Origin of the sequence: Deinococcus radiopugnans ATCC 19172 (assembly GCF_006335125.1) — a bacterium.
Taxonomy (GTDB): Bacteria; Deinococcota; Deinococci; order Deinococcales; family Deinococcaceae; genus Deinococcus; species Deinococcus radiopugnans.
The window spans coordinates 24728-48499 of sequence record NZ_VDMO01000004.1 but is presented as its reverse complement, the minus strand read 5'-3'; the positions used below and the strand labels follow the sequence as shown (position 1 = coordinate 48499).

The 23772-nt window shown below is 69.6% G+C and carries 24 protein-coding genes; 11 read left to right on the top strand and 13 right to left on the bottom strand.

All coding sequences use genetic code 11. The annotated features are described in order from the left end of the window. Positions 1-102: 102 nt before the first annotated feature. Positions 103-1059, bottom strand: a complete 957-nt coding sequence (locus FHR04_RS04480; RefSeq protein ID WP_039684564.1) for a Bug family tripartite tricarboxylate transporter substrate binding protein — start codon at positions 1057-1059, stop codon at positions 103-105. A 209-nt stretch (positions 1060-1268) separates the two neighbouring features. On the opposite strand from FHR04_RS04480, the gene FHR04_RS04475 reads away from it, so the two are divergent. The 5 genes from FHR04_RS04475 (at position 1269) to FHR04_RS04455 (ending at position 7496) form a co-directional block, all read left to right on the top strand. Next, a complete protein-coding gene (locus tag FHR04_RS04475) occupies positions 1269-1937 on the top strand; it encodes a Type 1 glutamine amidotransferase-like domain-containing protein (RefSeq protein WP_139401141.1) in 669 nt (222 codons plus the stop codon). Positions 1938-1981: 44 nt separating this feature from the next. Next, entirely contained in the window at positions 1982-3595 is a 1614-nt protein-coding gene (locus FHR04_RS04470; RefSeq protein ID WP_139401139.1) for an ATP-binding protein, read from the top strand. Then, positions 3592-4281 carry a response regulator gene (locus tag FHR04_RS04465; RefSeq protein ID WP_139401137.1) on the top strand — a complete coding sequence of 230 codons (690 nt, stop codon included), beginning with the start codon at positions 3592-3594 and terminating at the stop codon, positions 4279-4281. Before FHR04_RS04470 ends, FHR04_RS04465 begins: the two co-directional genes overlap by 4 nt. A gap of 152 nt (positions 4282-4433) precedes the next feature. Next, positions 4434-6812 (top strand): penicillin acylase family protein, encoded by a 2379-nt coding sequence (locus FHR04_RS04460; protein WP_139401135.1) that lies wholly within the window; start codon positions 4434-4436, stop codon positions 6810-6812. A gap of 84 nt (positions 6813-6896) precedes the next feature. Beyond that, entirely contained in the window at positions 6897-7496 is a 600-nt protein-coding gene (locus FHR04_RS04455; protein WP_139401133.1) for a single-stranded DNA-binding protein, read from the top strand. A gap of 72 nt (positions 7497-7568) precedes the next feature. Here the strand turns inward: FHR04_RS04455 and FHR04_RS04450 are convergent, their stop codons facing one another. Both FHR04_RS04450 and FHR04_RS04445 read right to left on the bottom strand, forming a co-directional pair. Further along, positions 7569-9179 carry a S49 family peptidase gene (locus tag FHR04_RS04450; protein WP_139401131.1) on the bottom strand — a complete coding sequence of 537 codons (1611 nt, stop codon included), beginning with the start codon at positions 9177-9179 and terminating at the stop codon, positions 7569-7571. Positions 9180-9312: 133 nt separating this feature from the next. Continuing rightward, a complete protein-coding gene (locus FHR04_RS04445; protein ID WP_139401129.1) occupies positions 9313-9975 on the bottom strand; it encodes a c-type cytochrome in 663 nt (220 codons plus the stop codon). Positions 9976-10090: 115 nt separating this feature from the next. On the opposite strand from FHR04_RS04445, the gene FHR04_RS04440 reads away from it, so the two are divergent. Then, positions 10091-10891 carry a helical backbone metal receptor gene (locus tag FHR04_RS04440; RefSeq protein ID WP_139401127.1) on the top strand — a complete coding sequence of 267 codons (801 nt, stop codon included), beginning with the start codon at positions 10091-10093 and terminating at the stop codon, positions 10889-10891. A 154-nt stretch (positions 10892-11045) separates the two neighbouring features. Here FHR04_RS04440 and FHR04_RS04435 read toward each other — a convergent pair whose 3' ends face one another. Further along, positions 11046-11645: a TetR/AcrR family transcriptional regulator gene (locus FHR04_RS04435; RefSeq protein ID WP_039684548.1), complete on the bottom strand. Its 600-nt coding sequence runs from the start codon at positions 11643-11645 to the stop codon at positions 11046-11048. Positions 11646-11785: 140 nt separating this feature from the next. On the opposite strand from FHR04_RS04435, the gene FHR04_RS04430 reads away from it, so the two are divergent. Next, positions 11786-12391: a DoxX family protein gene (locus tag FHR04_RS04430; protein WP_139401125.1), complete on the top strand. Its 606-nt coding sequence runs from the start codon at positions 11786-11788 to the stop codon at positions 12389-12391. A gap of 413 nt (positions 12392-12804) precedes the next feature. On the opposite strand, the gene FHR04_RS04425 is transcribed toward FHR04_RS04430, so the two are convergent. From FHR04_RS04425 to FHR04_RS04415, 3 genes are read right to left on the bottom strand one after another with little or no spacing between them, the layout of a single operon-like run. Next, the gene (locus tag FHR04_RS04425; protein ID WP_139401123.1) at positions 12805-13467 is read right to left on the bottom strand and encodes an LrgB family protein; all 663 of its coding nucleotides are present in this window, start codon (positions 13465-13467) and stop codon (positions 12805-12807) included. Between the two features lies 1 nt (position 13468). Then, positions 13469-13873: a CidA/LrgA family protein gene (locus tag FHR04_RS04420; protein WP_139401121.1), complete on the bottom strand. Its 405-nt coding sequence runs from the start codon at positions 13871-13873 to the stop codon at positions 13469-13471. Further along, the gene (locus FHR04_RS04415; RefSeq protein ID WP_139401119.1) at positions 13860-14567 is read right to left on the bottom strand and encodes a 5'-methylthioadenosine/adenosylhomocysteine nucleosidase; all 708 of its coding nucleotides are present in this window, start codon (positions 14565-14567) and stop codon (positions 13860-13862) included. Before FHR04_RS04415 ends, FHR04_RS04420 begins: the two co-directional genes overlap by 14 nt. A gap of 112 nt (positions 14568-14679) precedes the next feature. Here FHR04_RS04415 and FHR04_RS04410 point away from each other — a divergent pair, with 112 nt between their 5' ends. After that, entirely contained in the window at positions 14680-15453 is a 774-nt protein-coding gene (locus FHR04_RS04410) for a methyltransferase domain-containing protein (RefSeq protein WP_139401117.1), read from the top strand. Positions 15454-15584: 131 nt separating this feature from the next. Here the strand turns inward: FHR04_RS04410 and FHR04_RS04405 are convergent, their stop codons facing one another. The 4 genes from FHR04_RS04405 to proC all read right to left on the bottom strand — a co-directional run bounded on the left by FHR04_RS04405 (position 15585) and on the right by proC (position 18830). Next, positions 15585-16454 (bottom strand): EamA family transporter, encoded by an 870-nt coding sequence (locus tag FHR04_RS04405; protein ID WP_249038982.1) that lies wholly within the window; start codon positions 16452-16454, stop codon positions 15585-15587. 262 nt (positions 16455-16716) lie between these two features. Beyond that, entirely contained in the window at positions 16717-17286 is a 570-nt protein-coding gene (gene pyrE / locus FHR04_RS04400) for an orotate phosphoribosyltransferase (RefSeq protein ID WP_039684535.1), read from the bottom strand. A gap of 102 nt (positions 17287-17388) precedes the next feature. Continuing rightward, on the bottom strand, positions 17389-17967 hold the full coding sequence (locus FHR04_RS04395) for a hypothetical protein (protein ID WP_249038981.1): 579 nt from the start codon (positions 17965-17967) through the stop codon (positions 17389-17391). Between the two features lie 71 nt (positions 17968-18038). Beyond that, positions 18039-18830, bottom strand: coding sequence for a pyrroline-5-carboxylate reductase (gene proC / locus FHR04_RS04390; RefSeq protein ID WP_039684531.1), 792 nt, complete (start codon positions 18828-18830; stop codon positions 18039-18041). Between the two features lie 175 nt (positions 18831-19005). On the opposite strand from proC, the gene FHR04_RS04385 reads away from it, so the two are divergent. Both FHR04_RS04385 and FHR04_RS04380 read left to right on the top strand, forming a co-directional pair. Further along, positions 19006-19809, top strand: a complete 804-nt coding sequence (locus FHR04_RS04385; RefSeq protein ID WP_139401115.1) for a 50S ribosomal protein L11 methyltransferase — start codon at positions 19006-19008, stop codon at positions 19807-19809. Beyond that, positions 19806-20507: a 16S rRNA (uracil(1498)-N(3))-methyltransferase gene (locus tag FHR04_RS04380; protein WP_139401113.1), complete on the top strand. Its 702-nt coding sequence runs from the start codon at positions 19806-19808 to the stop codon at positions 20505-20507. Before FHR04_RS04385 ends, FHR04_RS04380 begins: the two co-directional genes overlap by 4 nt. On the opposite strand, the gene FHR04_RS04375 is transcribed toward FHR04_RS04380, so the two are convergent. After that, complete coding sequence (locus tag FHR04_RS04375; RefSeq protein ID WP_139401111.1) at positions 20504-22300, bottom strand: sensor histidine kinase; 1797 nt, start codon at positions 22298-22300, stop codon at positions 20504-20506. The two genes, FHR04_RS04380 and FHR04_RS04375, sit on opposite strands and share 4 nt — an antisense overlap. Positions 22301-22392: 92 nt before the next feature. After that, the gene (gene recO / locus FHR04_RS04370; protein WP_139401109.1) at positions 22393-23142 is read right to left on the bottom strand and encodes a DNA repair protein RecO; all 750 of its coding nucleotides are present in this window, start codon (positions 23140-23142) and stop codon (positions 22393-22395) included. Positions 23143-23286: 144 nt separating this feature from the next. Here recO and FHR04_RS04365 point away from each other — a divergent pair, with 144 nt between their 5' ends. Then, on the top strand, positions 23287-23688 hold the full coding sequence (locus FHR04_RS04365) for a hypothetical protein (RefSeq protein ID WP_039684525.1): 402 nt from the start codon (positions 23287-23289) through the stop codon (positions 23686-23688). The last annotated feature ends 84 nt before the right edge of the window (positions 23689-23772 follow it).

The window sequence follows — 23772 nt, the reverse complement described above, 5'->3', positions numbered from 1 at the left end:
AGGATCTGAAAGTCTTGAGGGGGATCTTGCGCCCCGTTGAGTCAAAAAAGGGATGAGGCGGAGGGCTATGGAACGCCGCTCCGCCTCACCGGTGTTCAGCGCTTACTTCACCAGGCCGATGCTCTGCAGCACGTCCTTGGTGCGGGCGGCTTCCAGCTTCAGGTACACGTCGAACTTGCTGCCGCTCAGGTACAGGTCTGTCCAGTTGCGGGTGGCCAGGGTGTCTTTCCACTGCTTGCTGGCGTGCATCTTGTCCAGCGCCGAGACCAGCGCGGCCTTCTCGCTGGCGCTGATGCCGGGGGCGGCCACGATGCCGCGCCAGTTGGCCAGTTCCACGTTCAGGCCCTGCGACTTGATGGTGGGCACCGGAATGCCGGGCTGCGGCTTGGCCGAGCTGATGCCGATGGCGCGCAGCTTGCCGGCCTTGATCTGGGCCTCGAACTCGCCGTAGCCGGCCACGCCCGCCGCCACCTGGTTGCCCAGCAGGGCGGCCAGCGTCTCGCCGCCGCCGCTGAAGGGGACGTAGTTGATCTTCTTGGGGTCAATGCCGGCGGCCTTGGCCACCAGCCCCACCAGCATGTGATCGGTGCCGCCCGCGCTGCCGCCCGCGAACGCCGTCTTGCCGGGATCGGCCTTCCACGCGGCCACCAGATCGGCCATGTTCTTGTAGGGGCTGGCGGCGGGCACCACGATCACCTCGTACTCGCCGGTCAGGCGGGCAATCGGGGTCACGCGGCTCAGATCCACCTTGGAACTGTTGGTCTGGATTGCGCCCACCATCACCAGCCCCATGGTCATCAGCAGGCTGCCGTCGCCCTTGGCGTTGTACAGCTGCGCCAGCCCAATCGTGCCGCCCGCGCCGGGCACGTTGAACACCTGCACCGGCTTGACGATGCCCTGTTCCTGCAGCACGGTCTGAATGGCGCGGCTGGTCTGATCCCAGCCGCCGCCGGGGCTGGCCGGAGCCATGATGCGCAGGTTGTTGATGTTCTGGGCGAGGGGTGCGGGCGCGGCGAGCATCAGGGCGGACAGGGCCAGGACAAGGTGCTTGGGTTTCATGGTGGAACCTCCGGGGGGTGCGCGGTGAGGCGCGGCTGTGAATTGTGTCTGGCCTTCAGGCTAATCTCTCTGGGCGAACGAAGCAAGAGACAGAAGCCGTCTGGTACGCACTTTTTCGTGAGCGCAATGCACAGCCGTGAACACAATGCACCAAATGCGCCCGGTCGCCAGCGGCGGGCCGGACATGGGCGCTGCTGTAGGGTGAAGCCATGAAATTGCTGCTCACTTCGGGGGGGGTCAGCAACGCGAGCATCCACGCCGCGCTGTGTGGGCTGCTGGGCAAGCCGGTGGCCGAGGCCAGCGCGCTGTGCATCCCCACGGCCGAGTACGGCCACCCCTGGTGCACGCCGGCCTCGGCCTGGCGCTTCGTCGCCGGTCACAGCCCCGCCCCCATGTGCGATCTGGGCTGGCGGTCGCTGGGTCTGCTGGAACTCACCGCGCTGCCCAGCATCGGTGCGGAGCGCTGGGTGCCCTGGGTGCAGGAGGCCGACGCCCTGCTGGTGGACGGCGGCGACGCCGCGTACCTGGGCCACTGGCTGCGGCAGTCGGGGCTGGCCGAGCTTTTGCCCTCGCTCGCCAGCACGGTCTGGGTGGGGGTGAGCGCCGGCAGCATGGTGATGGCCCCCCGGATTGGGCCGGCGTTTGTCGGCTGGCCGTCGCCCGGCGCGAGCGACGAGACGCTGGGGCTGGTCGATTTCTCGATCTTCCCGCACCTGAACCACCCGGACATGCCGCACAACACCCTGGCCCACGCCGAGCAGTGGGCCGCCGCCCTGCCGGGGCCGTGTTACGCGATAGATGACCAGACGGCCATTCAGGTCGTGGACGGCGTGCCCGAGGTCATCTCCGAGGGACACTGGCAGCAGCTCAAGGGCTGACGGATAGCGTCCGGCCCCCCGAAGTGCCACACTGACCCTCACCCATGCCCGCCGCCGCCCGCTCCCGTCCCGGCCTCTCCAGAGGCGGTCTGCAAGGTCGGCTGGTGCGCTGGCATCTGGCGGTGCTGTGCGGCATGACCGCGCTGCTGGTGGGCGTGCAGTCGTGGCAGCTGTACGGCGAGGCCCGCGAGCGGCTGGGCGAGCGGGCGCTGACCACCAGCCGTCTGGTGGCCCGGCTGCCCGAGGTGGTGGGCGGCGCGGCGTCGGGCCAGCCCAACCCGTCGCTGAATGCCCGCGTCAACTCGCTGCGCGGCGCGGCCGAGGCCGATTTCATCGTGGTGGGCGACCGTGCGGGCATCCGGCTGGCGCACCCGGTGCCGGAGCGGCTGGGCCAGCCGATGGAGGGCGGCGACAACGCCGAACCCTTCGCGGGGCACGAGATCGTGAGCGTGGCGCGCGGCAGCCTGGGCCTCAGCGTGCGCGGCAAGGTGCCGGTGTGGCAGGCCGGCGAGGTGGTGGGCGTGGTCAGCACCGGCTACCTGATGCCGCAGGTGTGGTCGCTGGTGGGCGAGGCGCTGACCGGTCTGGCGCCGTGGTTCGTGCTGGCGCTGGGGCTGGGCACGCTGGGCGCGGTGTGGGCCGCCCGCCGCCTGCGCGCCGAGATCCTGAACCTGGAGCCGGAGGAAATTGCCGCGCTGGCCCGCCAGCAACGCGCCGTGCTGGCCGCGCTGCGCGAGGGCGTGATCGCGGTGGACGCGGCTGGTCTGGTCACGCTGGTCAGTGACCGCGCCGCCGAGGTGCTGGGCCAGCGCCCCACGCCGTACCCGCTGGGCGAGGTCTGGCCCGAACTGGCCGTTCTCACGCGCGGCGGCGTGGCGGCCCGGCAGCACAACCTGGAACTCACGCTGCGCGGCGAGCCGCTGCTGGCCAATCTGGAGCCGCTGGAGGGCGGCGGCTTCGTCTCGGGCTTCCGGGACCGGGCGCAGGCGCTGGCGCTGGCCGAGGAACTCACGCACGCCCGCGGCTTCGTGGACGTGCTGCGCGCCCAGACCCACGAGTACCAGAACCGCCTGCACGTGATTTCCGGCCTGCTGCAACTGGACCGCCCGGAAGAAGCGCTGCGCGTGCTGAACGCCGAAATCCGCTCGGACGCCCAGTTCCGGCAGCTGCTGCGCGACGTGCAGGTGCCGCGGCTGGTGGCGCTGCTGGCCGGCAAGCGCGAGCGGGCGCAGGAGCTGGGCATCGACTTCGCGGTGGCCGAGGGCAGCGTGCTGTCGCCGGTCTGGGAGCGGCACGCCGACACGCTGGTCACGGCGGTGGGCAACCTGACCGAGAACGCCTTCGAGGCGCTGGCGGGGCAGCCCGGAAGCGTGACCGTCGCCATCGGTGAAGACCCGGAGGGCGTGCAGATCGAGGTGGAGGACTCTGGCCCCGGCGTGAAGGCTGGCCTGGAGGAACACATTTTCAAGCGTGGCATGAGCAGCAAGGGCGAGGGCCGGGGGTATGGGCTGGCCGGGGTGCTGGCCCGCGTGGGCGCGCTGGGCGGTCAGGTCCGCCACCACCGGCGCGGCGCGCACACGGTGTTCGAGGTCAGCGTGCCCGCACCGCTGGCCGCGCTGTCCACGCCACCTGCGCTGACCGAGGGGGTGGACGGATGAGTCCCGAACAGTGGCCCGTCCGCGTGCTGCTGGTGGAAGACGACGTACGGGTGGCCCGCGTTAACCGCGACTTGCTGGAGCGCGATCCCGCCGTGCATGTGGTGGGCAGCGCCGCCAGTTGTGCCCAGGGAGACGCGCTGGCCCGCGCCCTGCAGCCGGATCTGATCCTGCTGGACGTGCATCTGCCGGACGGCAGCGGCCTGGGTCTGCTGCACCACTGGCGCGCGGCGGGAATCCTGACCGACGTGGCCTTGATCACCGCCGCCGACGACGAACCCAGTGTGCGGCTGGCGCTGGCGCACGGGGCCTTCGATTACCTGATCAAGCCGTTTACCGGGGCGCGGCTGGCCGAGCTGGTGGCCCGTCACCGCGCCCGCCGCCCAACTGCCGCAGGCGGCCCCCGGCTGGATCAGGCGGAGCTGGACCGGGTGCTGAACGTGACCTCCAGCGCCAGTGAGAGCCTGCCGCGTGGCATCGATCCGCACACGCTGGAACGGGTGGCCGCCGCGCTCCGTGACGCGCAGACCAGCGTCAGCGCCGAGGAGCTGGGCGAACGCGTGGGTCTGAGCCGCGTGACGGCGTGGCGTTATCTGGAACATCTGGTGCGGGTGGGCGAGGCCACTCTGGATCACGTCTACGGCCAGTCCGGGCGGCCCGCCAAGCTGTACCGCGCTGCGCGGGTGTAGTGGGCGAATCCAATACCTCTGCCCACTGGCGTCAGATGGGCGGCCTGGACTGGCCCAGGACGGCCATTCAGCCTTCACCGCCCCGGCAGCCGCTATGCTGCGGGTCATCAAATTGCACTCAATCCAAGAATTCAGTTCTGAAGGGAGGACCAATGGCGCGACGTGGATCGGTGGGACATGCGGTGGCGGGAATAGGGCGGGGGTTGCTGTGGCTCGTGTTGATCGTGCTGGCGGCGGTGCTGGGCGTGGTGATCTGGGCCAGGGCCACCTCCACGCCTCAGACGAGTGGGGCCGTGACCCTGGGTGGCCTGAGTGGGCCGGCCACGGTGACCCGTGACCAGTGGGGCGTGCCGCACATTCGCGCCGCTTCCGACGAGGACGCCGTGTACGCGCTGGGCTACGTTCACTGGCAGGACCGCGCGTGGCAGATGGACTTCCAGCGCCGCGTGGTGGCGGGCCGCCTCTCTGAAGTGCTGGGCGAACCCGCGCTGGCCCAGGACAAATTCCTGCGGACCTGGGGCTTTCAGGGGGCCGCCGAATCGGTGCTGCCCGCCCTCTCCGAGCGCTCGCGCAGCCTGGTCAGGGCCTACACGGCGGGCGTGAACGCCGCGATGGCGCGGGGCAAGGTGGCCCCCGAGTTCCGCATCCTGGGCTACACGCCCGAACCCTGGCAGGAAGTCGATAGCGTCTCGTGGAGCAAGCTGATGGCCTATGACCTGGGCGGCAACATGGACGACGAGGTGCTGAACACCCGCGTCATGCAGCGCCTGGGCCAGCAGGGTCTGGATGAAGTGACGGCCCCCTACCCGGCGGACGGCCCCACCATCCTCAGCGGCGACGAGCTGGCGAAAACGGGCGTCAGGCCAGACGGCCAAGAAAACACGGCCACGCTGACTGACTCGGCCCTAAATGCCCTGCGAGCGCACCTGAATGCCGCCCGCGAACTGGGCTTGCAGGCGGTTCCCGGCAAGGGCAGCAACGACTGGGTGATCGGCGGCAGCCGCACCGCCAGCGGCAAGCCGATCCTGGCCGACGATCCCCATCTGGCCCTGACCAGCCCGATGCTGTGGTATCTGGCCGACATCCAGGGGCCGACGCTGAAGGCCATCGGGGCCAGCATTCCGGGCCTGCCCGCCATCGTGATCGGGCGCAACGAGCGGGTGGCCTGGGGCGTGACCAACACCAACCCCGACGTGCAGGATTTATACATCGAACCCGCCGACGCCAGCTTCACCCAGCGCCAGGAAACCATCAGGGTCAAGGGCGGCGAAGACGTCACGCTGACCGTCCGCACCAGCAAACATGGCCCGGTGGTCAGCGACGCGGGCGCATCCGACGTGGGGCCAAGGGTTGCCCTCAAGTGGACGGCGCTGCAACCCGGCGACACCACGATGGACGCCTTCATGGGCCTGAACTACGCGCAGAACTGGGAGGATTTCAAGACGGCGCTGACCCGCTACGTGGCCCCCAGCCAGAACTTCGTCTACGCCGACGTGGACGGCAACACCGGCTACTACTCGCCGGGCCGCGTGCCGATCCGCGACGGCTGGGACGGCAGCCTGCCCGTCAGCGGCGACGGCAGCCGCGAGTGGACCGGTTACATTCCTTTCGGGGGCCTGCCCCACACCTACAACCCCGCCGACGGGCTGGTGGTCACCGCCAACAACAAGGTGGTGCCCGACAGCTACGCCTACAACCTGGGCAACGAGCGCAACTGGGCCGAGCCGTACCGCGCCGCGCGCATCACCGAGCTGCTGACCGCCAAACCGGACGGCCTGACCGTGCAGGACGTGAAGGCCGTACAGCTCGATACCGTCAGTCTGGTGTGGCAGGACATGAAGGACGCCCTGCTCGCCACCCAGCCGGACGGGGACCTGAGCCGTCAGGCGCTGGAACTGCTGCGCGGCTGGGACGGCAACGAGCGCATCGACGCTGTGGCCCCCACCATCTTCGAGGCGTGGCTGATGGGGTTGCAGAAGATGGCCCAGGATGAGCTGGGCAACGGCACCACCCTGAACAGCCTGAGCGTCTTAAAGCAGCTTCAGGCCGACGGCGAACTGTGCCGCGACGAGGCCGCGAAGATTCAGAACTGCGCGGCCACCCTCACCGCTTCCCTCAAGACGGCGGTGGATGACCTGAGCGCCCGTCTGGGAACTGATCCCTCGGCGTGGACGTATGGCAAGCTGCACCACGTCGCCAGCAACCACCGCGCGTTCGGCAACGTTAAGGCGCTGGCGTGGCTGTTCAACCACAGTGCGCCCACCAACGGCGGCACCAACACCGTGAACGTCGCTCGCCCCGAACAGGGCACCTTCAACCAGACGCACGGCCCCAGCTACCGCCAGATCATCGACCTGAGTGACCCCAACAAGAGCGTGTATATCGGCAGCCTGGGCCAGGGGGGCAACCCGCTGGGGGCGCATGTCAGCGATCAGCAGCCCCTGTGGATCGCCGGGGAATACCTGCCGATGAGCACCGACGAGAAGGACTGGGGCGCGGTGAAGACGCTGACGCTGACGCCGGGAAAGTAGGGGAGAGCCGGCGGTTTCGCGCCGTCAATAAACGCCAAACCTCCCCTTAGACTTTTGGCCTCTCTGCCCCTTAGACTTCCAGACATGCCTGAATTTGACCGCGTGCGCGAGGCCCTTCGCGCCAGCATGAGCGCCTGGGCCACCCTGGAAGTGCGGGGCGACCAGGCGCGCGTGATGCCCGTTCCGGACCCCGATCAACTGGCCCTGCACCTGGAAGCCGCCGACCCGCACTGGAGCCTGGAGTGGGCCTGCGACAGCGTGCAGCCGCCGGTGGTCCGCGCCCGCCTGACCCTGCTGGGGGTGACGCGCGAGGGCCTGTCCGGCGGCCACAGTCTGAACGACGCCAAGTGGGCCGCCCTGGCCGACGCCGTGCGCACCTTCGGCGTGGCCCCCGCCGGGGAGATTCCCTGGGTCGAGTACGACGCCGAGGACGGCCCCAACACCAGCGATCTGGAGGATGTCACTCCGCTGCCCACCGCGCCGTCGGCCGCCGCGCTGCCCCCGGAGCCGCCGCGCGATCCGCAGATGGAAAAGGCTCGCAACCACATCAATGACCTGCTCGAACAGCTGCGCGCCCTGGGCCGGGGCAAGGAGGCCACCCGCTTCATGATGCGCGGCTACGGTGAGACAGTCGAGGAGAGCCGCGCCCTCTACAAGGAAATCCAGGCGGTGCTGAAGGGCTGATTCTTCAGTCCAGCCAGGGAAAAGCCCCTCAACCATAGTCGGTGAGGGGCTTTTCGGTTCAGACGCTGGACCTCAGCGGACCTTGACTTCCTGGTCGAACCACGTCAGCACCCGCTCGCGGCCAAAGGGCCAGACGTTCACCTGCGCCGCTCGGCCCGCCTCCTGCACGAACTCGGGGAGAGGTCCGGCGTTCTTGGGCGTGGCGGTGTACACGGGCGCGTCGTAGGGCAGCCCGGCGAATTCGCAGGCGCGCTCGATGCCGGTTCGCAGGTCGCCCAGTTCGTCCACCAGTCCGCGTTCCAGAGCGTCGTGGCCGCTCCAGATGCGCCCGCGCCCCAGGTCGTTGACCTGCGCCTTGCTCAGTCGGCGGCCCTCGGCCACGCGCGAGGTGAATCGGTCATACACTTCCAGAATGCCGCGCTCGACGTGCTGGCGTTCCTCGTCGCTGTAGGGGCGGCTGGAACTGTACATCAGCGCGCGGTCGCGGCCCACCCGCTCGGGGTTGAGGCCCTGGCGGGCGTTGAATGCCTGCAAGATCGGCTTGCCGCTGACCACGCCGATGCTGCCGGTCAGGGTGTACGGCGAGGCGACGATGTGCTTCGCGTGCGTGGCGACGTAGTACCCGCCGCTGGCCGCGTACTCGCCCATGACCACCACGACGGGCTTCTCGCTGGTGGACACCTCCCGCCACATCAGATCCGAGGCCAGGGCCGAGCCGCCGCCGCTGTTGACGTACAGCACGATGGCGCGGGTATCCTTATCCTCCTTGGCGCGCTTGAGGGCCGCCACCACCGTGTCCGAACCGGCCATCGGGCCGCCCAGCAACGGCAGGGGCAGCGCGTTGTTGCGGCTCTTGCCGGTCACGATGGTGCCGATCACCGGAACCACCGCCACCTTGCCGGCCTTGGGACTGCCGAATTTGCGCGGCATCAGCAGATCGATCACGGCGGCCAGTGGGCGGGTGCCGGGGCCGACGAGTTCGTCCTCGTAGGCCACTTTGGTAATCAATCCTGCCTCCAGTGCCCCCTGCGCGCTGGTCAGGTCACCGGTCAGCCAGGTCTGTGCCACCTCGCGCTCCACGCCGCGCGCCGCCGCCAGATCATCGGCCCAGGCGGCTTCCAGCCCGTCGATGTACGCCTGAAGCTGCTCGCGGTTGGCGTCGTCCATGTGATCCTGCGAGAAGCGGGTCAGCGCGGCCTTGTACTCGCGGATTCTCAGGTTCTCGAACTCGATGCCGTGCTTCTTGAGGAACTCGCCCAGGTAGGTCTGCTCCAGGCCAAAGCCGCCCAGCAGCACGTCCGCCGATTCGGGAGCGGCAATTTCTCCCGCGCCGCTGGCGGCGATCAGCGCGGTCATGGTCAGCTGCGGCAGGAACGCCACCACGCGTTTGCGCTGCGACAGGCGGCCCAGCATGCCCCGGATGGCGTGCGCGGCGGCGGGGGAGGCCGTGAACTCCGAGATTTTGACCAGCACGCCGTGCAGCCACTCGGCGTCGCTCAGCTTTTCAATGCGGGCTTCCAGCGCCTCCAGCGTCTCGGTGCGGCTCAGCAGGGCGGCAATCGGGTTGCTGGGGTTGCGCTCGGGATACGGGCCGGTCACGTCCAGCACGATCCAGGTGGGGTGGGTCATGCCGCCGGGCAGCTTGGAATCCTTGTTCAGAAAGGGAATGTTGAGGGGAGCCATATCCGTAAACTACGCTTCCTGGCGTGAGAGGGTTCCCGCCGGGTGACGCCCGGTCTTGAGTGAGGCTCAATCTGCTGGCCCGGCCCAAAAAAAGCCTGCCGCGCGGGCAGGCCAGAGAAAGGGCGTTGGCGGCTCAGAACGTCTTGACGTAGGCGAAGATGTTGGCGATGTCCGCGTCGGTGAGCTGGCTGTCGGCGAAGCGCGGCATGATGCTGTTCAGCTCCTTGCCGTCGGGCAGCTTGCCCTCGCGCAGCACGGTGTGGAACTGCTGTTCCGTCCACGACTTGGGGCCGTCGGCCAGCTTCAGGCTGGGGCCGACGCCGCCGCCACCGTCCGCGCCGTGGCAGCCCGCGCAGTTGCCCGCGTACAGTTCCTGGCCTGCCGAGGCGTCGCCCTGGGTCTCGGCGGCCACCGCCGTCGCCGCAGGCGGGTTGCCGGTGGCCGCCTGCTCGTTGCTGGCCGTGTCGGGATCGGTGGGGGTTCCGGCGGTGGCCTGCCCCGCGTCCCCTTCCGGCGCGCCGCCGCCGCTCATCTCGCCGCCGGGCCGGGCCACCGCGCCCTCGGGGCCGCTGGTGGTGCCGCCGGCCTGATCCGGCTTCACGTCGCCCTGCGCGCCGGGTGCGCCCGCCGCGCCGGTGGCCGCCACGTTGGCGCTGGGTGCGGACTCGGGCAGCACCTGCGCGGTCTCCTTGGTGGGCTCCTCGTGCTCGGTGGTGGCGATCTTGTACCCGGCAAACGAGCCGGCCAGCGTCAGGGCCAGCAGCAGCGTGATGGTGACGGCGAACGTGTTCTTCATGACCCAGAGGTTACCACACGGTCAGGGGCCTTTTGACCGCGCTGCACGCGGCGAACCTTGTGCAATCCACCATCCTGAGCGCTTGGGGAGCGCCCACGCCGCTACACTGTCCAGCATGGATTCCCGCACCGTTTTCCCCCTCCGGCTGGCCTCGCTGGTGTCCAGCAATTCGGACATTCTGGCGGCGCTGGGCGTCGCGGACTGGGTGGTGGCCGCCGACTCGCACAGTGACGCGCCGGGCCTGGAGGCCGCCGTGCGGGTGGGGCCCGACCTCGACATCGATCTGGACGCCGTGGCGCACGCCCGGCCCGATCTGGTGCTGGCGAGCCTGAGCGTGCCGGGTATGGAGCGTGTTGTGGACGGGCTGCACGAGCGGGGCCTGCCCACCCTGATCCTTGATCCGGTCACGGTGGCCGACACGCTGGCCGACATTCGGCTGATCGGCCAGACCCTGGGCCTGGAGCAGAAGGGCGAGGCGGTGGCCGCGCAGCTGGAAGCTGACCTGACCCGCCTGCGCGCCACGTACCCCCGCCCCCCGCGCGTGCTGGTGGAGTGGTGGCCCCGCCCGATCATCGCCGCCACGCGCGAGTCGTGGGTCACGGAACTGCTGGCCGGACTGGGCGCAGTCAACGCCCTGGAAACGCGGCCCGGCCGCAGCTCCCCCCTGACGCTGGACGAGGTGCGCGAGGCCCAACCTGATCTGATCGTGTGCTCGTGGTGTGGCGCGAAGAAATTGCGCCCCGAGGTGATCGAGGCGCGCGGCCTGGGCGTGCCGGTGATCGCGGTGCCCGAAAGTGGATTGGGCCGCCCAGGCCCCCGCCTGCTGGAAGGGGCACGGCAACTTGCGGCGGCGTTAGGAACGCTGAATCTGGCCCCCTCGCGCCGCGCAGGTGCGGCCACCGCCCGGACGGCCTAAGACGGATTCCGTCTGTTTCGTTTACAAATCGGGACAGCGCCGATTTGCAAACTCCACGCCCGGAACTAGTCTTTCTCCTGCTCGCTATCGTCATGAACAGACGCCCATGAGGACGCTATTCCTCTCGCTCGGATTTCATCGTTTTGCAAAGGATTCAATCGGAGTCCGTATAATCCCAGCCCAGAATGGCCCGCAGGCCGCCCAGGCAGTCGGCGCGGTAGGCGGCCAGATCGGGATGCGCGTCGGCCAGAAAGCGCACGCTGAGGCCCTCCACCAGCGCCCGCAGTTGCCGCGCCCGCGTCGGCGCGCCGTCCTCTCCGGCCAGCCGCGCGAGTTCCAGATCCAGTTCCAGCGTCTGTTTGAGAAAGTCACGCTGCACGGCCATCAGTTCGGGATCGCGGGTGGCCGCCGCCAGGAAATCCAGCGACACCGTGTAGAAGCGCCGGGTGTTCTGGACGCCGTAGAACTGGTTCTCGACGAAGGCACGCAGTTTGGCGTCGGGAGTCTCGGCCAGCCGCAGCGCGCGGCGCGTCGCCACTGTGATGGTGCGCGTGAACCGCCGCATCACCGCCGCGAGCAGCCCGGCCCGGCTGCCGAAGTGGTACACCAGCGTGCCCCGGCTGACCCCGGCGTGCTCGGCGATGTTGGCCAGCGTCACCCCCGCGTAGCCGCGCTCGTACAGCGCCAGGTACGCGGCCTGTTCCAGCGCCGAGCGGCGGGCGCGGTCCTGAATGGGGTTGACGGTGCGGGCCATAAGACTTCCCAGCATCGGGGCTGGGGCGTGGGGAGTCAACCTGCCTCTCTTCAGGTAATGCCGCTGTAATGCGCCGGGCACAGGCTACGGACGCAGCAGGAGCGAGGCCTTCCCCTTCCGCCCTGCTCAGGAGGCCCACCATGACCACCCTTCCCCCCACCGCCACACCCGCCACCCTCAGAGAACCCGCCATCTCGCGCGTGCTGTTCGCCGATCCTCGTCTGGCTCCGCTGTGGTTGATCCTGCGTCTGTACGTGGGCTACGAATGGCTCAGCGCGGGCTGGGGCAAGATCACCAACCCCGCCGGGGTCTGGGTGGGCGAGAAGGCTGGCGTGGCCGTCAGCGGCTTTCTGAACGGCGCAGTCGCCAAGTCGGGCGGCGACCACCCCGACGTGGCCGGCTGGTACGCGTGGTTCGTGGAGAACGTGGCCCTGCCCAATGCGACTGTATTCTCGTACATGGTGGCCTACGGCGAACTGCTGGTGGGCATCGCGCTGATTCTGGGGTTGTTCACGGGCATCGCGGCCTTCTTCGGCGGCTTCCTGAACGCCAACTTCCTGCTGGCGGGCACGGTCAGCAGCAACCCGCTGCTGTTCATTCTGGCGACGTGGCTGGTGTTGGGCTGGCGCGTGGCCGGCTGGTGGGGCCTGGATCGCTGGATTCTGCCGCGCTTCGGCGTGATGGAACACCCGGATACTGTCCTGGCCGATCCGGTGCGCCCGCGCCAGGGCGATCCCGTCCGCTAGTCGCTGGGCGAAAGAAGCATCCGGACAACGCTCGTCCGGGTGCTTCTCGTTTGTCAATAGTATGGCGGTCTGCCCGATTCTCTGACCTGAAGCTGCTGAGCGTATGCATCGGCGAACTGCGCGCTGTGGGAAACATGTCTGGCTGGAGGGGCATCAAGAAGCAGGGCGTGGGGCGTGACAATCGGGCGGCTGGGAGTGAGCTGCGATCAGATTCTCGACGCAGAGAACCACGGCGGCCCTGTTCAGGCTGTCTCCCTTTCCCCCCAGCCGGATGATGCGTTCTGGTCAGCCCAGATCGGGCAGGAATCGGCAGCGGTGCGTCTGGGCCAGCGGTTGCAGGTGGGCGGCTGGAGAGGATGCGCCCACCCTCCTCGACGATTTTGAGGCCCTCTTCGCCGTCCAGTCTTCAGCCCCTAGCCCCGGCCCACGCCCGCCACCACCAGCGTCACCAGCAAGGCGGCCAGTCCCATGCCAATCGAACTGGCCGCCCCGGTGGCCTCCCCTTCCTCGCGGGCGCGGGCGGTGCCGACGCCGTGCGACACCGCGCCAATGGCCAGCCCCCGCGCCAGCGGGTGCCGCACGCCGATCAGGGTCAGAAAGCCGGGCAGGATCAGCGCCCCCACCAGCCCCGAGAGCACCGCCAACGTGGCGGCCAGCGCGGGCGGCGCGCCCGTGAACTGCGCCAGTTGCAAGGCCACCGGGCTGGTGGCAGGGGCGGTCAGCAGCGAGCGCCGGGCCTCGTCCCCCAGCCCCAGCACGCGCGAGAACAGCACGTCGGCCCCCACCCCTACCAGCGTGCCGCTCAGGCCGCCGATCACCAGCGAGCGCCACTGCCGCGCCAGCAGCGCCCGCAGGCGATACATCGGCACCGCCAGCGCCACGATGGCCGGGGCCAGCAGCGCGGTCAGCGGCTGGACTTCCTTCAAATAGTCCGCATGCGGAATGCCGCCCACCAACAGCACCGCCGCAACGATCAGGGTGGCGACCAGCGTGGGGTTCGCCAGCGGCGAGCGCACCCGCGCCTGCAACACCACACCCAGCGCGAAGGCGATCAGGGTCAGGGCGATCCAGGCCACGCTAAGCCTCAGTGGGCGGCGGCTCAGGCCGCGCCAGCCGCGAGGCCAGCACCCCGGCTACGCCGCCGCCCAGCAGCAGGCCCGCCGTCATCACCAGCAGCCACAGCCCCCACTCGGCCCCGGCGGACAGGTAGCCGATAAAGCCCACCGTGGCCGGGACGAACAGCAGGCCCAGGATGCCCAGTAGCCCGTCGGCGGCGTCCGCGATCCAGTGCAGGCGCACGATTTTCAGCCCCAGCGCCGCCCACAGCAGCGCCAGCCCCACCACCGAGCCCGGCAGCGGCAGCCCGGTCACAGTCACCAGCGCCTGTCCGGCGGCGGAAAAGCCCACCAGCACGCCCAGGCCCAGCACGAAGCGCACCGGGGCCGAGAGGCGGGCCGTGGTGGAGGGTTCAGGTGTCGTCATCAGCGGCGGGGCTCAGGCGGGCCAGCATGCCGCGCACCACGGCCTTGGCGTGGCGGGCCACCTGCGGCATGAACTCTCGGTAGTCCACGCCCGCGCTGCCGTCCGCCGTATCGCTGACGCTGCGGATGATCACGAAGGGCACGCTCGCCTTGGCGCACACCTGCGCGACGGCGGCCCCCTCCATCTCGGCGCAGGCGGCGTCGAAGACCGTTTGCAGCCGCCGCACCCCCTCCGGCGAGGCGATGAACTGATCCCCACTGGCAACCCGGCCCTCGATCACGCGCACCCCGGACACCTCACCTGCTGCTGCCACGGCCGCCGCCCGCAACGTCTTGTCGGCGGCCCAGGCGGGCGCTTCCCCCGGCACAGTGCCCAGCGCGTACCCCAGCGCGGTCACGTCCACGTCGTGCTGCACGCAATCGGTGCTGACCACGATGTCGCCCACCCGCAGGTCAGGGTGCACGCCCCCGGCCACCCCGGTAAAGATGAGGCGCGTGGCCCCCGCCGCCAGCAGATGCGCGGTGGTCAGGGCCGCGTTCACCTTGCCGATGCCGCCGCGCGTGAGCAGGATGTCCGTGCCGTCCAGCTGTCCCCGGTACAGCGTGGCGCCGGGGTAGGCCAGCTCCTGACGCCCCTGCAGATCACCCAGCAACAACTCGATTTCTTCGTCCATCGCGCCGATAATTGCCAACATTGCTGCGGAGTCTAGAGCATTCGCATCGTCCCAGGAGACTGACAGGGGAGAGTCCCGGCTGTTACCACCAGGGTACGCACACTCTGAAATCCTCTACCCTTAAGCTCGTGCTATGACCTGGAACCCGGATCAGTACCACCGTTTCAAAGAGGCCCGCAGCGCCCCCGCCCGCGATCTTCAGGCGATGCTGCCGGACGGGCCTTACCGCGAGATCGTCGATCTGGGCTGCGGGACGGGCGAGCAGGCCGCCGCGCTGGCCGCCCGTTTTCCGGCGGCGCGGGTGCTGGGCCTGGACAGCAGCCCGGAGATGCTGGCGCGGGCGCGGGAACACAGTGCCCCCAACCTGCGCTTCGAGGGGGGAACTATCCTCGAACTGGACGGCACCTACGATCTGATGTATTCCAACGCGGCGCTGCAGTGGCTGCCCGATCACCCCACGTTGCTGGCCCGCCTGTGGCCGCGCCTGCGCCCCGGCGGCGTGCTGGCGGTGCAGGTGCCCGCCAACCATGATCACGCCTCGCACCGCCTGCTGTCGGCAACGGCGGATGACTTCCGCGCTGAACTGGGCGGCTTCACGCGCTTCGGCCCGGCGCATGGAGCCTCGCCGGTCTTGACGCCCGCCGCCTACGCCGAGACGCTGGACGCGCTGGGGGCCACGGACATCACGGCCCTCAGCCGGGTCTACCCGGTGGTGCTGGACGGCGCGGCGGGCCTGCTGGACTGGACGCGCGGCACGGCGCTGGTGCCGTACCTCTCGCGGCTGGATACAGAGACCGGGCGGCGGTTTGAGGCGGCGTACCTCCAGAAATTGACGGACGCCTTTCCCGGCGAGCGGGTGTTCTACGCCTTCACGCGGGTGTTGTTCGTGGCCCGCAAACCCACCTGATACGGACTCCGATGGAAAGGTGTTGAAAACATCTGGACATCCGAGCAGGAGAAAGAGGGGTTCCGGACGTGGAGTGTGGACATCGGCGCTGTCCCGATTTCTGCCGCGTTACCAACGGCAGTCCGTATGGGCTAGTTCACCGGCTCCACCACGGGCACCGGGCGCGGCGTGGTCAGGTTGATGCCCGCGCTGGCCAGAATCACGCAGGCAATCGCGAGCCATTGCAGGCCCAGCAGCGCCTCGCCCAGAAACAGCAGGCCGCACACGGCGCCCATCGCGGGCTCGACGCTCATCATCACGCCGAAGACGCGTGGGGGCACCAGCCGCAGGGCGCGCATCTCCAGGCTGTAGGGCAGGGCGCTGGACAGCGCGGCCACGCCCAGGCCGGTCAGCAGCACGCCCGGAGCCAGCAGCGCTGTGCCCGCCTGCGCCACCCCGAACGGCACGCACACGGCGGCGGCCACCAGCATCCCCACCGCCACGCCCGTCGTGCCGGGCAGCCGCCGCCCCACCGCGCCGCCCAGCAGGATGTAGGCGGCCCAGAACGCTCCCGCCACCAGCGCCAGCGCCACGCCGATGGGATCGAGCGCGCCTGCGGTGCCGTGCGGTGAGATCAGCCAGATGCCCGCCCCGGCCAGCGCCACCCACAGGAAGTCCAGCGCCCGCCGCGACAGCGCCGCCGCCAGCAACAAAGGCCCCAGGAATTCCAGCGTCACGGCAATCGCCAGCGGCAGCCGCTCCAGCGACAGGTAATACGTCAGGTTCATCAGGCCCAGCACCGCGCCGTAGGGAATCACAGCCTGCCAGTCGCGCCGTGTCAGCAGGCGCAGGTTGGGCCGGAAAATCACCATCAGGATGCCGGCGGCCAGCCCCACGCGCAGCCCGGTGGTGCCCAGCGGGCCGATCAGCGGGAACAGCGTTTTGGCGTAGGCCGCGCCCGCCTGAATGCTCAGCATGGACAGCAGCAGCGCCGGAATGGGGGGAAGGGAAGGGCGGCGCATCCGGGGTCATTATGGGGCTGAGAACGCTGGGCCTGCCGCCCTTTCTGGACAGCATCCCCTTTTGGGCTGTCGGCGCTGTCCAGGGAACGGTGAAGTTTATGACCCGTGTGTTCGACCCAGGCGGACTCCGATTGAATCCTTGACGAAGTGACTCAGTCCGAGCGGGCTTGCAAAGCGATAGAGAAGGAGAGGAGCGGGTTCGGGGCATGGAGTTGGCAATCGGCACTTCCCCGAGGGGCAAACGATTGACTCGGAGTCCGCTTCAGATCTCCTGCAGCGGTAGCTCGGCCAGCCAGTCCGGCACCTCGTCCGGCGGGTAGGTGTCGAAGACCAGCCGGGTCAGCGACACCAGCGGATGGCCGTCCAGCGGGCCGTCCACGGCGCGGCGGTCCACGATGCAGGCGATGGCCGCGCATTTGCCCCCGGCGGCCTCGGCGGCGCGCACGGCTTTCAGGACGCTGCCCCCGGTGGTCAGCACGTCCTCCACGGCGATGAACGGCTCACCCGGCGCCACCGTGAACGCCTCCCGGATCTTCATGCCGCCCTGCCCGTCCTTCTCGGCAAAAATGGCTCGGACGTCGTCGCCGCCGTAATGCCGCGCCACCTCGTAGGCCAGCACCACGCCGCCCATCGCGGGACCGATCAGCAGGCTGGCCTGCACGCCCGCGTCCATGAGTTTCTGGGCCATCGCGGCGGCGATCTGGCCGGTCAGGTGCGGGTATTGCAGCACAGTGGTGCTTTGCAGGAATTTGGGGCTGTGGCGGCCACTGGCGAGCAGAAAATGCCCCTCGTGGTAGGCCCCGGCCTGACGGTACAGCGCGAGAACGTCCATGCCGGAAGTATCGCATTCCCGCTGCGTCAGGCGTGCGGGCCGGCGCGGGAGGTCGCCCCCGTCACGCGGCGACGACGGAACGCAGGCGGGGTGGTCAGGGCGCTAGCGCAGCAGCTCCGCCCGGCTGCCGTCCGCCGTCTCGTGGCGCACCACGCCCAGACCGGGCACGAAATACACGGTCCGCACGCTGACCTGCCCGTCCAGAGTGGTCTCGGTGCGGATTCTCAGGGCGTTGTATTTGCGGCCCGCCGCGTCAACGGCGGCCACGCCCGTCACGGCGCTGTTGGCTTTCAGGGCGCCACTGCCGCTGCTCCAGCGCTGGCCGGGCACGAGCGGCGCGGGCGGGTAGACGTTGAGGGGCGCAGCGTACCAGCTCAACCGTCCGCCCACGTTAACGCCGCGCAGCCACACGCTGCCGTCGGGGCGGTACTCCAGCAGGTCCTGCGTGAACGTCTGACCCCCGAACTGGTGGCTGACCGGCACCACCCGCACGCCCCGGTGCGTCACGGCGGGGCCCACCACCTGCGTCTCGCCGTTGCTGTAGGTCCAGTGAATGCCGGAGGCGTGCGGGTAATAGTTGGGGTAGGCCCCGCCCTGCGCGGCGGCCCACGCCAGACTGCCCAACAGCAGCGCAGGCAAGAGGCGAAGACGGGCGCGGGCAGGATTCTGGTCAGCGGACATGGCCGGGCCAGCCTAGAGCGCGGACCTTCACGGCGTTCTGACGCTGGAGAAAGGCTGTTCGCGTCTTCAGGCTATTCCTGGTCCAGTCCCAGTTCGGTGCCGCGCCGGGTGGCCTCGATCACCGCGTGCATCAGGCCGCCGCGCACGCCCGCCGCTTCCAGCGCCGCCAGTCCGGCGATGGTGGTGCCGCCGGGCGAGGCCACCTCGTCCTTGAGCATGCCGGGGTGGGCGCGGCGTTGCAGCAGTTCGCCGCTGGCCACCAGCAGTTTGGCCGCCAGTTCGTTGGCCAGCACGCGTGGCAGGCCCATGCGGACGCCGCCGTCGGCCAGCGCCTCGGCCACCACGGCGGCGTAGGCCGGGCCAGAGGCGCTCATGCCGGTAAAGGCGTTGAACAGGTGTTCGGGCAGGTCATAGGCGTCGCCCACCGCCCCGAACAGGTGGTGCGCGAAGGCCAAGTCGCCCGCATCGGCGGCCTCGCGCGGCCCGGTGATGGCGGTCTGCGACAGCCCGATGGTGGCGGCCAGATTGGGCATCACGCGCACCACCCGCTGCGTGCCCAGCCGCCGCGCCAGGCTCGCCACACTGACCCCGGCCATGGTGCTGATGTACCCGGCGTTTTCCTGCGCCAGCCACTCGCTGGTCTCGGGAAACACGCGCGGTTGCAGGCTGATCAGGATGCGCTGGGCCTGTCCCAGGTCCGCCGGGGCGATGACCCGCGCCCCGGTGCGCGCGGCGATGTCCTGCACGCGGGCGGTGTTCGCGTCGATCAGACCGATCTGCGCGGGCGCGATGCCGCCGCGCGCTGTCACCCCCTCCAGCAGGGCCAGGCCCAGTTTTCCGACGCCGACAATGGCAAGTTCCATGCGCGGCAGTATAGGGGCGGGGCCTTGTGGGGCGGTGCGGGCGTCTACATCCCACCTGGTTTGGTGGACGAGAGCCGGGGTGTGGTTGGCTCTGGCGTCGTAGTTTGGCTTCCCTCCTTCCGAATTGCCCTCCGCATTTCGTCCTTTTGACGTTCAGACCTTTAAACTCCTCTCTATGCTGGTCTACCACCTGCCTGGAACCTTTGAAACGCGCGAGGCGCATCTGGACCTGCTGTGGGAAGCGGGGGCGACGGGCCTGGAAGAACGCGCCGGGCTGATCCGCGCCTACTTCGACGCCCGCGCAGAACTGGACGCTGATATCGCGGACGGCGAGTGGCGCGACGAGGCCGAGCAGGACTGGCAGGCCCAGTTCAAGGCCACGCTGCGGCCAGTCCATGCGGGCCGTGTGACCATCGTGCCGCCGTGGCTGCGCCATGAGGTGGAAGACGGACAGGTGCCCCTGATCATCGAGCCGGGCATGGCCTTCGGGACCGGCCACCACGCCACCACGCGCATGGCGGTGGAGGCGCTGTCGGCCCTGGACCTGAGTGGCACACGGGTGCTGGACGTGGGCACCGGCAGCGGCGTCCTCGCCATCGCGGCGGCGCTGCTGGGCGCGGACCACGCCACCGGGCTGGACATCGATCCGCTGACCATTCCCATCGCCACCGAGAACGCGGACATCAACGGCGTGCCGACAGGCCGCGTGACCTTCGCGGAAGGCAGCCTGGGCCTGGATGACGAATCCGACGAGGTGTTCGACGTGCTGGTCGCCAACCTCTATGCCGAGTTGCACGATCTGCTGGCCGGCGAGTACGCCGCCGCGCTGCGCCCCGGCTCCCCGCTGATCCTGACCGGCATCCTGACGAGCAAGCTGGACCTCGTTCGCGCCGCCCTGGACCGTGAAGGCTTCGGGGCCGTCACCGTGCGCGAGGACGGCGAGTGGGCGCTGGTCACGGCCACGTTACCGAACGCATGACCGCCCCGCGCATCCGGGTGACGGCCCTGACACCCCGCATGGACCTCGGCCCGCGTGAGGCCCGTCATCTGCACGTCCTGCGGCTGCGGGTGGGCGACGCGCTGCGCGTGTTCGACGGGCAGGGTGCGGAAGCGGAAGCCTGGATCGCCGAACTCGACGCTGGCCGCGCCGTCCTGACCCTGGGCGAGGCGCTGGGCGGCGCGGCGGAAACCCCGTTTCCCCTGACGCTGGCGGCGGCACTCCTGAAGGGCGACAAGCTCTCGGACGTGGTGCGCGCCGCCACCGAGCTGGGCGTGGCGCGGGTGCAGTTGCTGGTCACCGCCCGCGCCGACGCCCGTGACATCGGGGCACAGAAGCTGCTGCGGTTGCAGCGGGTGGCCGAGGAGGCCAGCAAACAGTCGCGCCGCGCGGTGGTGCCCGAAGTGCGCGCTCCCCTGTCCCTGGCCGATTTCCGCTGGGAGGGGCAGTTGTTCGTGGCCCAGCCGGGATCGGCGAGCCGGATCATGGCCCTGCTGGACTGGGGCGCGCCCGTAACCGTGCTGACCGGCCCGGAGGGCGGCCTGACCGACGCCGAGGTGGCCGAACTCACCGGACGCGGCGCACACGCGGTCACGCTGGGGCCGCGCATTCTGCGGGCGGAAACGGCTCCGGTGGCGCTGCTGGGGGCCATCGCGGCAGCGGGCGGGGGAGAGGACTAGCCGCCCAGGGCCAGCGGATCCTCTTCCGGCTCCCCATGCACTTCCCGCGGCAGGGTGAAGCTGAAGGTGGCCCCCTGCCCCGGCGCACTGCTGGCGGCGACGCGCCCCCCGTGGCGCAGGATGATGCGCCGTACGGTGGCCAGCCCGATCCCGGTGCCCTCGAAGTCTTTTTGCAGGTGCAGGCGCTGAAAGGGACCGAACAGCTTGGCCTGATACGCCGGATCGAAGCCCGCACCGTTGTCCCGGACCGAGACCGTCCAGCCGGCCTCGTCCTCGTCGGTCCAGACCTCGATGACCGGGTGTTCGCGGCGGCGGGTGAATTTGACCGCGTTGCTCAGCAGGTTGGTCATGACCTGCCGCAGCGTGGCGCGGTCCCCCCGCACGGTGGGCAGCGCGCCCAGCCGCCACTCGATCTGGCGGCCTTCCAGCTCGTCAAGCACGTCCTGGCGGGCGTCCTGCACCAGCTGGCCCAGCGCGACGTCCTGGCGCAGCAGCGGCTGGCGGGTGCTGCGCGACAGGTCCAGCATGGCGTCGATCATGCGGGTCATCTGATCGGCGGCCTCGTCCAGCACTTCCAGGGGCCGCGCGGCCTTCTCGGGGTGGCCGCCATTCAGGGCGCGGCGGATCAGTTCGGTAAAGCCCTTGACGTGCCGCACCGGGGTCCGCAAGTCGTGTGAGGCGCTGTACGCGAAGGCTTCCAGCTCCTGGTTGGCGGCCTTGAGTTCCAGATTGCTGCGCTGCAGCAGGCGGTAACTGTGCTCCAGTTCGGCGGCGGCCCAGGACCGCTCCAGCGCCAGTTCCAGGCTGCGGCCCACGGCCTCGAACACCCCCCGGTCCTGTGACTTCCAAACGCGTTCGTGCTGGGAGCCGATCACGAACATGGCGACGGGCCGCCCCCGGCGCAGGTAGGGGTAAAAGGCCGCCACGCCGTAAGCCTCGGTATGGGCGAACCCCTGTTCGGCGGCGTTCCAGTGGTCGAAGAACACCGGGCCGCCCGCCTGCACCGCCGCCTGGAAGCCCGGCGTGTCGGCCGGCAGACCGTCGTACAGCAACTGGCGCAGCGTGGGGTCTGGCACGTCGGCCAGCAGCGCCTTCCACAGATCGCCCTGCAACTCGTAATAGCCGAAAGACCAGCCGGGCAGCAACTCCAGCAGCAGGTCATGGGCCCGCTGGGCTGCTTCCAGATGGTCCGTCCCCACGCCGATGGCCTCGGTCAGCTTCACGAAGGCCTGCAGTCCCAGCTCGCGTTCCTCGAAATCCGACTGGATCTCGCGCTGCTGGGCGCTGAGCAAGGCCTGATGGACCGAGATAAAGAGTTGCCGCCGCTGTTCGGTCCAGGCCTCGGCGCGGCCGAACGCCACCGTGAGCATGGCGTGGGGCTGTCCGCCCCGGAAGTAGGGGGCGAGCGCCACGCTCCGGAACCCCTCGGCAAGCGGAATCTGCTGTTCCCTGGCGCTCCAGTCATCGAAAAAGATCGGCTCCCCGGCGTCGACCGCCTGCACGAAACTCGGGGTTTCCAGGGACAGGCCTTGTTGAAGAACGGCCTGCAACGCCTCCGGAAGGCCCGCCGTCGTCACCTGCGCCACCCAGCGCCCGCCCACCCGCCGGTAAAAGGCCGCCTGCAACCCAGGGAGATTGGCCTGCAAGGCCTCCTGGGCGTGCCGGGCCAGCGTTTCCAGATCGGAGGTCTGGGAGGCCGCCTGTGTCAGCGCGACGAAGGTAGACAGCACCCGGATCTGCTGCTGGGCATCGGCCAGGGCCTGCTGGAGTGGGTGGAAGGGCTCAGACGACAAGGATTCCTCGTGACGGGGGAGGGGCCGCGTGGGCGAGACGGCGCGGGCGGAAAGCAGGCAGAATCAGACTGCGCCTGGCACAGGGACTGCCCTTAAGACACCGTTTCCACGGCGGTCATTTCCGGCGTGCTGGGCACCAGCTGCCGCCAGCTGTGGACGCCGCCGACCTGCACGGTCACGAAGCGTTCCAGCGCACGCCACAGGGCCGGGCGTTCGGCGGGCGGCACCGGGGCGTCCATGTTGGCCCGCACCGTGCGGCGCACCACTCCGCGCAGAAAGTCCAGCGACTGGGGCGGGTAGGCGCTCAGGCTGGCGCAGGCCGCGCACAGCATCTGGCCGCCCAGCGGGTCCGGATGTTCGGGGTCCGCCGCGCCGCAGCGGGCGCAGCGGGCCGTCTGCGGCACGATGCCCGCCAGTCCCAGCAGTTTGTAGCTCATCACCAGCGCCACCCATTCGGGATCCGGCTGCCGCGCCACCCCGCGCAGGGCCGCCGCGAACAGCTCGAAGGCCTGCTCGCTGAATTCTCCCTCCTGAAACAGCGCGTCGGCAAATTCGGCCATCAGGTGCGCGAAGGCGTGCCGCTCCGGCTCGGCCAGCGTGGGCAGGGCGCCCTCCAGCACCGCCTGCTTGACGGTGCCCAGGTCGTTGTTGGGGGTCTGGTAGGTCTGGACCCCGACGTGATGAAACAGATTCAGGCGGCTGGCCAGCGGCCCGCGCACCCCGCCGCGAGCAATCGCCTTGACCTTGCCCTGCGGGGTCAGCAGCGTCACGATGATGTCGCCGGACGGCAGCACCCGGCGGCGAATCACGATGCCGCTGCGATTGACGCTGCGGCTTTTCATGCCGGTCTCCGGGTGAATTTTTTTCGCGCCGTTGTTTCAGGCGCCTGGAGCCGCGTCACGCTCCGCAGTCTAGGCCCACAGGCCGCCGCCGCCTGTGCCAGTGTCCACGTTCCTGAACGGGCCGGGCAGGTAAGCTAAGCGGTAATGAACGACCCGCGCCCACAGGAACATAGTGTCCGCGACCTGTTGCGGGAACTCTTTCCCGAAACGCACCGCGAACTGTTTGGCCCCCACGAGGGCGACGCCCAGCCCACCTTGGGCCTGTACCCGGTGGCCGACGGACGGCTGGCCCTGGTCCACGGCGACCAGCTGGCCGAATTCACCCCGCTGGACCCCAAGGGCAAGAACGCCCTGCACTGCGACCTGTGCCACTACACCCGCAGCCGCAGCGAGGCCGCGCTGTACCGCGTGGTGGTGGCCGCCCGCCGCAGCCGCTACGTGACCCTGTGCACCGCCACCGAATCCTGCCAGGGCCGCGCCGGGCGCAAGGGGCTGGAGACGCTGGCCGGGCGGATTTTCCCGCTGGAATTGCCGTACACCGAGTAGAGAACAGCTGAGCGCAGCGCCCGAGAGCCTACGTTTGTTCCTGATTCCTGACAGCTCAAGTGGGCCGACCACCGGAGCGCCCGC

What these genes read in the sequence shown, in the direction of transcription:
- FHR04_RS04480 (WP_039684564.1), bottom strand. Translation starts at nt 1,059, where the DNA reads ATGAAACCCAAGCACCTTGTCCTGGCCCTGTCCGCCCTGATGCTCGCC.
- FHR04_RS04475 (WP_139401141.1), top strand. Translation starts at nt 1,269, where the DNA reads ATGAAATTGCTGCTCACTTCGGGGGGGGTCAGCAACGCGAGCATCCAC.
- FHR04_RS04470 (WP_139401139.1), top strand. Translation starts at nt 1,982, where the DNA reads ATGCCCGCCGCCGCCCGCTCCCGTCCCGGCCTCTCCAGAGGCGGTCTG.
- FHR04_RS04465 (WP_139401137.1), top strand. Translation starts at nt 3,592, where the DNA reads ATGAGTCCCGAACAGTGGCCCGTCCGCGTGCTGCTGGTGGAAGACGAC.
- FHR04_RS04460 (WP_139401135.1), top strand. Translation starts at nt 4,434, where the DNA reads ATGGCGCGACGTGGATCGGTGGGACATGCGGTGGCGGGAATAGGGCGG.
- FHR04_RS04455 (WP_139401133.1), top strand. Translation starts at nt 6,897, where the DNA reads ATGCCTGAATTTGACCGCGTGCGCGAGGCCCTTCGCGCCAGCATGAGC.
- FHR04_RS04450 (WP_139401131.1), bottom strand. Translation starts at nt 9,179, where the DNA reads ATGGCTCCCCTCAACATTCCCTTTCTGAACAAGGATTCCAAGCTGCCC.
- FHR04_RS04445 (WP_139401129.1), bottom strand. Translation starts at nt 9,975, where the DNA reads ATGAAGAACACGTTCGCCGTCACCATCACGCTGCTGCTGGCCCTGACG.
- FHR04_RS04440 (WP_139401127.1), top strand. Translation starts at nt 10,091, where the DNA reads ATGGATTCCCGCACCGTTTTCCCCCTCCGGCTGGCCTCGCTGGTGTCC.
- FHR04_RS04435 (WP_039684548.1), bottom strand. Translation starts at nt 11,645, where the DNA reads ATGGCCCGCACCGTCAACCCCATTCAGGACCGCGCCCGCCGCTCGGCG.
- FHR04_RS04430 (WP_139401125.1), top strand. Translation starts at nt 11,786, where the DNA reads ATGACCACCCTTCCCCCCACCGCCACACCCGCCACCCTCAGAGAACCC.
- FHR04_RS04420 (WP_139401121.1), bottom strand. Translation starts at nt 13,873, where the DNA reads ATGACGACACCTGAACCCTCCACCACGGCCCGCCTCTCGGCCCCGGTG.
- FHR04_RS04415 (WP_139401119.1), bottom strand. Translation starts at nt 14,567, where the DNA reads ATGTTGGCAATTATCGGCGCGATGGACGAAGAAATCGAGTTGTTGCTG.
- FHR04_RS04410 (WP_139401117.1), top strand. Translation starts at nt 14,680, where the DNA reads ATGACCTGGAACCCGGATCAGTACCACCGTTTCAAAGAGGCCCGCAGC.
- FHR04_RS04405 (WP_249038982.1), bottom strand. Translation starts at nt 16,454, where the DNA reads ATGCGCCGCCCTTCCCTTCCCCCCATTCCGGCGCTGCTGCTGTCCATG.
- pyrE (WP_039684535.1), bottom strand. Translation starts at nt 17,286, where the DNA reads ATGGACGTTCTCGCGCTGTACCGTCAGGCCGGGGCCTACCACGAGGGG.
- FHR04_RS04395 (WP_249038981.1), bottom strand. Translation starts at nt 17,967, where the DNA reads ATGTCCGCTGACCAGAATCCTGCCCGCGCCCGTCTTCGCCTCTTGCCT.
- proC (WP_039684531.1), bottom strand. Translation starts at nt 18,830, where the DNA reads ATGGAACTTGCCATTGTCGGCGTCGGAAAACTGGGCCTGGCCCTGCTG.
- FHR04_RS04385 (WP_139401115.1), top strand. Translation starts at nt 19,006, where the DNA reads ATGCTGGTCTACCACCTGCCTGGAACCTTTGAAACGCGCGAGGCGCAT.
- FHR04_RS04380 (WP_139401113.1), top strand. Translation starts at nt 19,806, where the DNA reads ATGACCGCCCCGCGCATCCGGGTGACGGCCCTGACACCCCGCATGGAC.
- recO (WP_139401109.1), bottom strand. Translation starts at nt 23,142, where the DNA reads ATGAAAAGCCGCAGCGTCAATCGCAGCGGCATCGTGATTCGCCGCCGG.
- FHR04_RS04365 (WP_039684525.1), top strand. Translation starts at nt 23,287, where the DNA reads ATGAACGACCCGCGCCCACAGGAACATAGTGTCCGCGACCTGTTGCGG.